Raw genomic sequence first — 11,306 nt, forward strand, 5'->3', positions numbered from 1 at the left:
ACGTATTCTGCCTATTTCATTGAGTTCAATGCTGCTTCAATCTCAGGGTTGCAAGCAAGTTGTAAACTCATGACATATTTACCGTCAATCACAATTGCCTTAGGGAAACGGACCGTACCGCTCATGTAGTAACCCTTGGCTGGATCGCCGCCGTCGACTGCGACATGAACCATCCCATCGTCACCCACACGAACATCGTATTCGTGTCCATCTTGTTCATACTTTTTGACTTGTTTTAAACTCACTGAAATCAATCCTCTCTTCGCACTATGCCGTCTTATTTGTCGCCGAGTAACTTTTCAGCAGCTTGTAAGACTTTTTCACCGTTCATCATGCCATAATCCTGCATGTTGATCATTGCCATTGGAATGCCGACTTTGTCAGCTTTCTTCTGCATATCATTTTGCATGTATGCAATCTGCGGTCCGAGCATCAGAATATCAGGACGATCATCTTCCGGTTTGGATAATTGGTTCGTAACATCAGCGGATGATGTCGCGAAGATCTTGTAGCTGACACCGTCTTTTTCGGCGGCATCCTGCATCTTCTTAACTAACATTGAGGTTGACATCCCTGCTGAGCAAGCTAGCATGATGATCTTTTCGTCTTTTGCCATTTTAAAAACATCCTTTCATAATCGAAAACTAAAATTTATTGAGCGTCAGCGGCTGTCTTATCAGCAGCTTCGTCTTCGGCCAACTTAGCTTGTTCTTTCTTATATAACATATTATCGTAGCTCTTAGCAAATGGCCAGTAGATCAAAGTCGAGATGACTAAGGTACATGTCTGCCAAATGGCCATCTTCCAGCCACCGATCAGGAAGCCGGAAATAATAGCTGGTGTTGTCCAAGGAGCAGCAACCCCGTTCAATGGCGGTACAATTCCGACACGGATAACAAAGTATGTGGATAATGCGACAACAACTGGTACTAAGAAGAATGGAACGGCTAACATTGGGTTCATAACGATCGGAATCCCAAACAGGAATGGTTCGTTAATGTTGAAGATCGCTGGTACTAATTCAATCTTCCCTAATGTCTTAAACTGAGTTGACTTAGCAGCAAACAACGTGAAGATAACTAATCCAATCGTAATCCCTGAACCAGTTAAGTTGATGAAGTTGTTGTAGAATTCGTTGGTAACAATGTGGGCCCCATTGGCTAATGATAATTTACCAGCATGGTACAATGTAGCGTTGGCAGCGGTGTTTGGAATTAAGAATGCGCCGGCAACGGCACCAACAATCAAGCCACCATGGATACCGAAGAACCAGAAGAATGGAACCGCAAAGGCAATAACCAAGGCACCACCCAGCGAATCTGACAAACCTTGTAATGGTAATTCGAGGACTTGGTACAAAAGTTGTAACAAATCTGTGTGTAAGTAACTGAAACCAGCATAGATGAACATTGCGACGGTGATAATCACACCGGCAGGAATCATCGCTGTAAACTGTTTTGCAACACTAGCAGGTACTTGTTCTGGCAAAGTAATCTTCCAGCCAGCCTTCATCATTGCTGAGTATGCCCAGCCAACGACAAGTCCGACTACGATGGCGCCGATCATGCCCTGACCGCCTAACCAAGTGATGTTCAAAACACCTGTAACGGGTGCTGTCATAACGCCTTGTAAAGCTTTAGGTAATTTATCGATGTTCGCTGTCACGGCTTTACCAGTCATAACGACTTTGCCGGCAGCATTTGTCACACCTGAACCCATAGCAGTTTTAACAGGGTTGGCAATTGATAATGTCTGGATTAAGAAGAAGGTTGCTAAGGCAGTTAACCCAGCTGGCAAACCTTCATAACCTTCATTTTGAACATAGACGAACGCCATCCCGACAACAGCCCAAATGGACAAAATGTTGAAGGTTACGTTGTAAGCCTGTGAGAAGAAGGCTGACCAGCCAGATGCTGTTAATGCAGCAGCAACTGACGGAATAGGAATGTTAGATAAAATTAAGAATACAGACCCAATAATAATGAATGGTAATGTGTAAACCATCCCATCCTGTAAAGCACGAACACCTTTTGTGTTCACGAACTTCATGATTGGTGGCATTACTTTTGTGTTAATAAAACCGCTAAACCCTTTTTGTTCTTGCATCGAGATTCATCTCCATTATATAAACCGGTTACATCATATCTCAAAAATAAAATCCCTCCACAGATTTTATTAATGATGCAACGTTTCTGTTCTAATCTAAATCTGCCCCATTCGACTGGATCACTTTCTTATACCAGTAGAATGAGTCTTTCTTGGAACGATCCAAGGTCCCATTGCCCTCATCATCACGATCGACATAAATCATGCCGTAACGTTTTGACATTTGGCCTGTCCCAGCAGAGACAAGATCAATGAAGCCCCATGGTGTGTAGCCCAACAAATCAACGCCATCTTGATTAACGGCATCTTCCATTGCTTGAATATGAGCCCGCAGGTAATCGATCCGATATGAATCATGAATTGAACCGTCTTTTTCAACTGTGTCCCGTGCGCCTAAACCGTTTTCAACGATCATCAATGGTTTATGATAATGCGAAGTCAAATAGTTTAAAGCATTGCGCAAACCAGTTGGATCGATCGGCCAGCCCCATTCGCTCTTCTTGACGTATGGATTATCGGCTGATTCACGGTCGCCAACATACTTGTAATCCGGATTGTCGGCTTTTTTCTCAATTGTCGATGTATTATAATAGCTAAATCCAATGAAATCGACTGTTCCAGCCTTTAATGTGGCCCGATCCTCTTCCGTAATATCCGGACGGAAGCCGGTCCGTTTGAAGTATGCTTCCAAATCAGCTGGATATTCACCATTTGACTGAACATCTTCCCACCAATAACGTTGTTGCGAAGCTTTTTCAGCAAACAAGATGTCTTCCGGCTTAGAAGTTGCTGGATAAAGTGGAATAAATGCAATCATACTTCCGATCTTGTAATCCGGATTGATTTTATGTCCTAATTGAACCGCTAAAGCGCTTGCAACGACTTCGTAATGAGAAGCTTGATACATAGCAGCTTCACGGGTCTTTTCGTCTTCGTTGTTGCGGAAGACCAGCCCTGAATCGGTTGCGACCAAGAAATCATTTGTATATGTAATCTGATTATTGATTTCGTTGAAGGTCATCCAATATTCAACTTTACCGTTGTAACGCTTGAAGCAGGTTTCGGCGAACTTCATATAGAAATCGATCACCTTGCGGCTCCGCCAGCCACCGTATTTTTCAACTAAATGATACGGCATTTCGAAGTGAGACAATGTTACAATAGGTTTAATCCCATATTTCAGGCACTCATCGAAAACATGGTCGTAAAATTCAAGGCCCTTCTCGTTTGGTTCGTCTTCATCCCCATTTGGGAAAATGCGTGTCCAAGCGATTGAAGTTCTGAAACAATTCAGACCCATGTCGGCAAATAATTTGATATCTTCCTTATAACGATGGTAGAAATCAATTGCAACATGATTCGGATAATACTCACCAGGTACAATTCCATCCGTGATCTTGCGTGGCTCGGTGGCCGTTCCAGCGGTCATCACATCAGCAATGCTGACACCTTTTCTGTCTTCGTTCCACCCCCCTTCAAATTGATTGGCAGCGACGGCTCCGCCCCAAAGAAAATCGGGACGTAATCCACTTGTTTTGGTCATATCTTTCCCTCCTATGCCTGCGAAAAGCGTTTGTAAAAAGTTTTTCAAAAAAATGTTGTGAATCACTTGCAAACGGAAATCGCTTTCATTACATTAAGGAGTATAAATCATGGGTACCAATTTTGCAAGTCCCCATAAATACTTTTTTGAAAGAAGTTTGTTAAATGTATCGAGAGATTGCGCAACAAATAATTCTTGCGATCACGCAAGGCAATATGATGATAAACTCCCGACCGAATCTGAACTGATCGACGAGTACAAAGTCGGCCGCAACACCATCCGCAAGGCACTTGATATCGTCGCCCAAAAAGGATTGATTCGCCGCATCCAGGGCAGCGGCTACTACGTCAATCACTTAGGCCTGTCCGATAAAGACAATGTGCTCAACTTGTCGCTTGGAATTGGGCAGCGTTTTAACGATCCGATCACCCACTTGACTTCAAAAGTGATCACTTTCGATCAGATCAAGGCCGATGAACAGATGGCGAAAATGTCGCAGGTCGAAGTCGGTACCGAATTGTATCGTATTTTTCGGCTCCGTTACTGGCATCACGAGCTCTATAATCTGGAAAAAGCTTATTTCGTCAAAAGCATCACACCCTATTTAACGATTGAAAGTGCTGAAACTTCTATTTTTAGTTTTATTCAGCAGACCTATGGGATCGAACCGACCAACAGCGAAAACTTCATCACAATGGAACGTTTGTCGGCCGCAGATGCAGAACTGTTGGGCTTCGAACCGGGCCACCACTGCATCACGCAACGGCAGGTCAATTTTTTGAAGAACAGTTACGTTTTCAACTTTTCCACCAGTTATTACGCCGATCCCAAAATGAGTTTTTATTTTCATTCTTCCGATCGCAGCAGCAACTAAATTGAACGCTGAAAGAAGGGCATGGTATTTGGCATGGCCTTTTTTATGGTTAAAATAAAATTATCAAGAAGGTGACCGTATGAATAAAGAACGTTTGCTGGCTTTTACGGATGCCGTGCTGGCAATTGTAATGACCATTCTCGTCCTCGATCTGCCGCAGCCGCAAACGGCAACCTGGAGCACTATCTGGCATTTACGGGAAAGTTACTTGGCTTATATCATTTCTTTTTTTGGATTAGCAATTATGTGGAACAACCATCATAATATCTTTCAGCTCGTTCGAGTGATCGACGGACGCGTCCTCTGGGCCAATACGATGATGCTCTTTGGGGCCTCCCTATTTCCCTATTCCACCAAATTTGTCGAAGATCATTTTGATTCATTCGTCGCTGAATTTGTCTATGGATTAGTCTTCTTATTCTTATCACTAGGCTATTTCGGTGTCTATTATACACTCGTCAAATGCGATCCCAAAAATACGAAACTGCGGCGGGCAGTGGATCGCCATGGGAAAATCGTCGGTGATTTTTCCATCAAGCTGCTTGGTTTTATCATCGGCTTCTGGTATCCGCCCGCCATTCTGCTCAGCACGATTTGTGCAATGAGCATCTGGGTTATTCCCGAACGAAAGGCCGAAGTAGAACTGGAAGGTAAATAAAAGAGGCTATGACATAAGTTTCTCTTTCACGAAAAATGACTCTTTAAATGCAATTTTTGCATTTAAAGAGTCATTTTTGTTTTAACAGCATAAATTTGCGAAACGCGGTAGCCATCTGGCATTTACATCACGCAGTAACCATCTGGCATTTACTAGCTTTTACAAAGCTAGGTAAATGTCTAGATGGTCTTGCGGGGGAGCTACGACGAAGTCAAAAACCGACTTCTGTAGCTCTCCCAAAGCTAAGTAAATGCCTAGCTGTCCTCGCGGGGGCATGACAACGAAGTCAAAAAACGACTTCTGTCATGCTCCCTTTTTAAACCTGTTCACTTTGATAATGATCTTCCATCGCCCGCAGCATCTTTTTGAAGTTATGCTTGCGGCCCCAACCGAGAAGTGTGACGCTCAGCCAGTTATTCAGCTGTTGACTGTCACGATTGGCAATCACCTTCTCGTTGTAAGTCAGCAGACTTTGCTGGCCATCATCCGCCGGCGTAATGTCATAACCGATCTCGTAATGGTTGCGATTGGTTTTCGTTTCATAGTGATAACTTTGATTGATCAGATTCTGTGTGATCGTAATCTGACCTTCCTGCTGAGCATTGAACCGTTTGCGGTAGCTGAACCCGTTCAACTGGTCTGGCCGTAAGGCTTGGCCGGTCTGCTGATTGATATCAACCAGAACAGAATGAATGATTTGTTTGTATAATGCCGCTGGCGGCATCTTCAATGTTTGTTTAATCTCCATGATGCGACTCCTGTTTCTTAGCATCACGCTTGTTGTAACGGAACTCAATGTATCCGATTAAGGTTACAATCACACCGACAGCGACCAGCGCGTAATTGGTTTTATGCGTCATACTGGGGCTGATGGCGATGATCAGCAAGCCGATGCTCATCACTGTTAATCCACTTTTTTTCATTCTTATTTGGCTGCCTGGGCACGGAAGTAAAGAACGGACCCCCAGCTTTCGGCTTTGATTGCTTTTTTAGCAATCTCAGCAGCTGCATCGAGGTCGCTTTGATTCGTCGAGAAGAACAACTTGATTCCCTGCTTCTTTTCAAACTTAAAGGTGACATCATCTTTATTGTAGCCGTTTAATAAATCAATAATCTTATCTTGTTGGATTGGTGCATCTAAAACAATCATGGTTTGACCTCCTAAATTTTACTGTTTGCCGCTGCGGTGAACGTCTCCAGCACTCGCTGGCCAGGCTCACCGCAACAGCAAACTACTCCTGCGGACAATTCGTTTCTTCTTATATTGTAAAGCGTGTTCGTGTAAATGGATTGGTATTTTTTAAGTTTGCTGTGCGAAACTAATTTAATTCAAGGATTCTGGGTCGATGTTGTTGCTGGCAATGACGAACGGTGCGTAAATGGCAAAACCAATGACGGAGTTGACTAATTGCAGCACTGGTGCACGCCAATCTAAACTCGTTGCCAAGAAGGAGTTCAAGAACGGCGGCATAACCCATGTCATCTGGATGCTGACTGGTGATACCCAGCCCCATGTGATGGCGAAGTAAGCGATCGTAACCATTACAACTGGTGCGACAACGAATGGAATGGCGTAGATCGGGTTCAAAACAATCGGCAGCCCGAACATAGTTGGTTCGTTGATGTTGAAGACCCCTGGTGCAATCGCTAATTTAGCTACTGTCCGTTCATCTTCACGTTTACTGAAGACAAAGATGGCAATCAGTAAGAGCAGTGTTGAACCGGCACCACCAATCCAAGCATACATATCGAAATCAGAACGTGTCCATAAGTAAGGTAATGCTTTTCCTTGGGCTTGGGCATTGACGTTGGCTAACTGAGCGGTTAACCAGATACTATCCAAGACAGGGCCCAAAACGTTGGTCCCATGAATTCCGAAGAACCAGAAGACTTGGACTAAAACAGTCAGCAGCAAGACAGCGCCGTAACCTTGTGACAAGGTCAATAATGGTGCCTGAATCGTCTTGCCGATCCAATCAACAACGGCTGCACCAGTTGCATCTGTAAAGAAGTAAGTGATAATCCCAACAACATACCATGCCACAACGGCTGGGATAATCCCAGCGAAGGCCTTTGAAATTGCCGGTGGAACTGAATCTGGCATCTTAATGGTAATATTGCGCTTCGTTAACATAATGTACAGTGCGCCGGCGATTCCGCCGACAATCATAGCTGTAAACAGGCCGGCCGAACCGAAATGACTGTTGAAGTTGAAGTAGCCCCAGCCAGTAACAGTCTTGCCAGCAACAGCAGCACCTGAATCTGTTAAGATTTTAGCAGCTGATTTTGGTAATGCTTTTGTCAATGTGATTGTGTAGGATTGCGTGACACTCATTAAGAATGCCCCTAAAGTAACAATCCCGCCTGTTAATGGTTCAACATCATATTGTTTGGCTAAGTTGTAGCCCCATGTAAAGGCGAAAATCAAACCGATAACAGCTAATGTCCCTGTCCAGACTTGTGAGTTGACCCCAACAACGGGTGCCATTGCGGTTACAAAGCCGGTCCAGCCATACTGAGTCGGAATATCACGGAAAAAGGCGTTTAACAAAACAGCAATCGAACCAGCCATAGTTGCCGGCATTGTCGTGATAAAGGCATCACGCAAGGCTACCAACCAGCGGATCGAGCCGATCTTTGTGGCGATCGGAACCACGTACTTCTCCAACCATTGAATTAGTGCGTTCATACAAGTTACCCCCTAAATAATTGCAATTCCAATGAAGCAGCATCAATAAATATGTAGCTATGTTTCTGACAACGGCAACAAACATCATTTATAAAAAAGTAAATTTTCTCATTTCGAACGAATCGGCATGACTAATGTTAAAATGATGATTGTTGTAATTCATTTTGAATGCTTCCGATCGCTAATCCGATCACCTCGATCTTCCCCAAATTGTTGATTCTTGACGGTTGCATCTGTGAACCGCTTTCATTACAATTGAAGTATAACTCGTAGGTACAAGTTTGACAAGCACGTACCTATCATTTTTGGTCCTACAGGAGGTTAACCAATTATGTATCATGAAATTGCCGAAGAGCTCGTTCGTGAAATCCAAGCCGGCCGCTTCGAAAATAAATTGCCAAGCGAGGCCCAACTCGTCAAGCGCTACAAAGTCAGTCGTAACACGATTCGCAAGGCCATCGACCTCGTCACTCAGAAAGGTTTGGTCCGTCGTGCGCAGGGCAGCGGCTACTTTATTAACGATATTAATGTCGCTGAAAAGACAGTTGTGAACCTCTCATTGGGCTATACCATTAAGCGAAAAAAATTAACATCAAAAATTTTAACGTTCGATGAAGTCCGTGCTGATAAGTCGTTGACCGACCGTTTCAACATCGCTGAAGGGACTGAATTGATTCGGGTTGTGCGCCTGCGCTACTTAAAAAAAGAGCTGTATAACCTCGAAACGGCTTATTATGTCAAAAGCTTGATTCCTTACTTATCAATCGAAGCAATCCATAATTCTATTTTTGAAGTCATCAAAGAAGCCTACGGAATTTCCGCCACAAGCAGCGATCAATATCTCGCCCAAGAGCACTTATCCGTTGAAGAAGCCGACTTACTCGGCGAGACCACTCAGGATAAAGAACTCATCCTTTACCAGACCAACTATTATGGCAATCAGCCGTTCAACTTGGCCCGCACTATTTATGTTTATCCGAATCTCAACCTTTATTTCCATGTCACCAATCAAACCGAAAAATAACTGAGCTGTTTGTGCAGATTCTGATCGTCTTTGCGCTATACTATAGTTACTAAAAGTAAATAGAGTAGTCATCACGGACTCATTCAAACCGGATCTGAACGAACCAGAGAACGTTTGAAGAGAATGTGCGGCTGGTGTTCTCAATCGAGAACACTTTTTTTATGCTCGCAGAGAGGAGAAACACAATGGAAACAAAAGTAACTCGGCAAACATGGCTGGCGATTCTTGCGACCGGCATGATCACCTTTTTAGGAATGATGCTGCAAACAGGACTGACGATCGCCCTGCCCAGCCTGATGCAGATTTTTCGGGTCGATGCCGACATGAGCCAGCTAATCAATAGTTTATACGATATGATGGTGACCATCTTGATTATCATGTCGCCGTTTCTGGTCAAGCGCTTCAAAACACCGGTGCTGTTCTTCAGCAGTATCGTCCTATTTTTAATCGGAATTGCAATCAGTGCCTTAACCACCAGCTTCGGCATTCTTTTATTTGGACGACTCGTCCAAGGCATTGCAGTCGGCATCACCATTCCGCTGATGTTCAATATTATTCTGACGAAAGTGCCCCGCCAGAAAATGGGCATGATGATTGGGGTCGGCACGCTGATGATCACACTGGGACCGGCTGTTGGTTCGTTTTACGGCAGTTTGGTCCTGCAGCTGGCGAATTGGCCGTTTTTGTTCTGGATTGTCGGCGGCCTCGTTCTCGTCAGTCTTCTAATGGGCATGCGGACCATCACCCCCTTGCAAGCCACCCAAAAAGTTCAGCTGGACTGGCTCGGGCTGCTTGAAGTCATTCTTGTATTCGGCGGTTATACCTTCGGCTTTTCCTTCTTAAGCAGTCAGACGATCAGTCCCGTCCTCATCTGGGGGAGTTTAGGATTGGCGCTCATCTTTACAATGGCCTTTATTTATCACTGCAATCATTCCGATGAACCCTTATTGCGTCTGACGATGTTTAAACAGGCCGATTTCCGGCGGCTATTAGTCGCCTTTTTCATCAGCCAGATCGTCGCCGTTGCGATTGAATTCATCCTCTCGATGTACTTGCAGTCCGCCGCTGAATTTTCGGCGGTCGCCACCTCTCTGGTTATTTTTCCAGGTGCGCTGCTGGCCGCTGTCGTTTCACCCTTTGGCGGTATCCTGCTCGACCGGCACGGTGCTAAACGCGTTTTGTATACGGGCTCAGCCTTGTATACGGTTGGTCTGATTCTCTTTGTGGTTACCGATAACTTGATGGGCGCCATCATGGCAACACTTTTTTATATGGCCGTCATGCTGGGATTGGGGATTGTGACCGGCGACTTGCAAACCAGCGGACTTGGTACCTTAGACGGCAGCGACCGTACCGATGGCAATGCCCTCTTTAACGCCGCCCAGCAATTTGCCGGCACAATTGGTCTGACGCTGATTGGGACAATCTTTACCGCCTTCCAAGCCGGCAAAAAAGGACTGGCGTTTGTAGCTGGAACACGGCAAGGTTCCCTCTGGTCCTTTGTTTTTCTGACCGTGCTCACCTTGATTGCCGACTATGGACTCTGGCTGACGTTTCGCCATTCCCAGCAGAACACTTCAAAATAGTTTGTCATTTAATTTCAATTGGCAACGGTCGTTGTTAAGTTTCTCAAAAGTAAGAAGTTTTTTTATTAAAAGTATTAAAAAAACGGTTTACTTACTTTTTAACAGTGCTATGATGAACTTGCAGTTAAGTTACATAGACAGGGAGGAATTTAAATGAAAAACGTCCTTATTTTAGGTGCACATGGTCAGATTGCGCAGCTGGCCACTCAGATGATGCTTAAGGAAGACCTGCATCTGACGCTGTTCTTACGCAACGCCAGCCGCATCACCGTCACCGATCCGCAAAAGGAAACCGTTGTTGACGGCGATGTCACTGATCTTGAGTTGCTCAAAAAGACCATGCAGGGGCAAGATGTGGTTTACGCAAACTTGGCCGGCGGCAATATTAAAGCGCAGGCACAAGCGGTTGTGACAGCCATGGATGCTGAAAATATCAATCGTTTGATTTGGATTTCCACATTGGGCATCTACGATGAAGTCCCTGGCAAGTTCGGTCAATGGAACAATGCCACATTGGGCAGCTACTTGACCACCTATCGTTCTGCTGCTGATGTCATCGAAGGTTCTGACCTCGATTACACCATCATCCGTCCAGCTTGGCTGACCAACAACGATGAAGTGGTTTACGAAGTCACTCAGAAAGGCGAACCGTTCAAAGGCACCGAAGTTTCCCGCAAGAGCATTGCAGCAGTGGTCACGGACATCACCTTGCATCCCGAAAAGTATGCCAAAGCATCGATTGGGGTCGACAAACCCGGTACCGGCGGTGATAAGCCAGCTTGGTACTAATCAATTCGATAATCAAAAAAGGATGTCGGAACAATCT

The 11,306-nt window shown here is 44.8% G+C and carries 13 protein-coding genes; 5 read left to right on the forward strand and 8 right to left on the reverse strand.

Annotated features, from left to right (window positions below):
- Nucleotides 1-11: 11 nt before the first annotated feature.
- From IV40_RS07440 to IV40_RS07455, 4 genes are all read right to left on the reverse strand, one after another.
- Entirely contained in the window at nt 12-245 is a 234-nt protein-coding gene (locus tag IV40_RS07440) for a hypothetical protein (protein WP_057770098.1), read from the reverse strand.
- Between the two features lie 32 nt (nt 246-277).
- Nucleotides 278-616 (reverse strand): PTS sugar transporter subunit IIB, encoded by a 339-nt coding sequence (locus IV40_RS07445; protein WP_057770100.1) that lies wholly within the window; start codon nt 614-616, stop codon nt 278-280.
- A gap of 35 nt (nt 617-651) precedes the next feature.
- Nucleotides 652-2,106 carry a PTS sugar transporter subunit IIC gene (locus IV40_RS07450; RefSeq protein WP_057770102.1) on the reverse strand — a complete coding sequence of 485 codons (1,455 nt, stop codon included), beginning with the start codon at nt 2,104-2,106 and terminating at the stop codon, nt 652-654.
- Between the two features lie 91 nt (nt 2,107-2,197).
- The gene (locus tag IV40_RS07455; protein WP_057770104.1) at nt 2,198-3,649 is read right to left on the reverse strand and encodes a 6-phospho-beta-glucosidase; all 1,452 of its coding nucleotides are present in this window, start codon (nt 3,647-3,649) and stop codon (nt 2,198-2,200) included.
- 109 nt (nt 3,650-3,758) lie between these two features.
- Between IV40_RS07455 and IV40_RS07460 the strand changes: the two genes are divergently transcribed.
- Together IV40_RS07460 and IV40_RS07465 are read left to right on the forward strand one after the other, a co-directional pair.
- Nucleotides 3,759-4,523 (forward strand): GntR family transcriptional regulator, encoded by a 765-nt coding sequence (locus tag IV40_RS07460; RefSeq protein WP_057770105.1) that lies wholly within the window; start codon nt 3,759-3,761, stop codon nt 4,521-4,523.
- A gap of 79 nt (nt 4,524-4,602) precedes the next feature.
- Nucleotides 4,603-5,181: a TMEM175 family protein gene (locus IV40_RS07465; RefSeq protein ID WP_057770106.1), complete on the forward strand. Its 579-nt coding sequence runs from the start codon at nt 4,603-4,605 to the stop codon at nt 5,179-5,181.
- A 316-nt stretch (nt 5,182-5,497) separates the two neighbouring features.
- On the opposite strand, the gene IV40_RS07470 is transcribed toward IV40_RS07465, so the two are convergent.
- From IV40_RS07470 to IV40_RS07485, 4 genes are all read right to left on the reverse strand, one after another.
- The gene (locus IV40_RS07470; RefSeq protein ID WP_057770107.1) at nt 5,498-5,929 is read right to left on the reverse strand and encodes a DUF3284 domain-containing protein; all 432 of its coding nucleotides are present in this window, start codon (nt 5,927-5,929) and stop codon (nt 5,498-5,500) included.
- Nucleotides 5,919-6,104 carry a hypothetical protein gene (locus IV40_RS07475; RefSeq protein ID WP_057770109.1) on the reverse strand — a complete coding sequence of 62 codons (186 nt, stop codon included), beginning with the start codon at nt 6,102-6,104 and terminating at the stop codon, nt 5,919-5,921. Before IV40_RS07475 ends, IV40_RS07470 begins: the two co-directional genes overlap by 11 nt.
- 2 nt (nt 6,105-6,106) lie before the next feature.
- On the reverse strand, nt 6,107-6,331 hold the full coding sequence (locus IV40_RS07480; protein ID WP_057770110.1) for a hypothetical protein: 225 nt from the start codon (nt 6,329-6,331) through the stop codon (nt 6,107-6,109).
- A 174-nt stretch (nt 6,332-6,505) separates the two neighbouring features.
- Nucleotides 6,506-7,870, reverse strand: a complete 1,365-nt coding sequence (locus tag IV40_RS07485; protein WP_057770111.1) for a PTS sugar transporter subunit IIC — start codon at nt 7,868-7,870, stop codon at nt 6,506-6,508.
- A 331-nt stretch (nt 7,871-8,201) separates the two neighbouring features.
- Between IV40_RS07485 and IV40_RS07490 the strand changes: the two genes are divergently transcribed.
- From IV40_RS07490 to IV40_RS07500, 3 genes are all read left to right on the forward strand, one after another.
- On the forward strand, nt 8,202-8,894 hold the full coding sequence (locus IV40_RS07490; protein ID WP_057770112.1) for a GntR family transcriptional regulator: 693 nt from the start codon (nt 8,202-8,204) through the stop codon (nt 8,892-8,894).
- Nucleotides 8,895-9,079: 185 nt separating this feature from the next.
- Nucleotides 9,080-10,480, forward strand: coding sequence for an MFS transporter (locus tag IV40_RS07495; RefSeq protein ID WP_057770113.1), 1,401 nt, complete (start codon nt 9,080-9,082; stop codon nt 10,478-10,480).
- 153 nt (nt 10,481-10,633) lie between these two features.
- Nucleotides 10,634-11,269, forward strand: a complete 636-nt coding sequence (locus IV40_RS07500) for an SDR family oxidoreductase (RefSeq protein WP_057770115.1) — start codon at nt 10,634-10,636, stop codon at nt 11,267-11,269.
- Nucleotides 11,270-11,306 lie beyond the last annotated feature (37 nt).

It is taken from the genome of Lactobacillus selangorensis, assembly GCF_001437205.1.
Taxonomy (GTDB): Bacteria; Bacillota; Bacilli; order Lactobacillales; family Lactobacillaceae; genus Paralactobacillus; species Paralactobacillus selangorensis.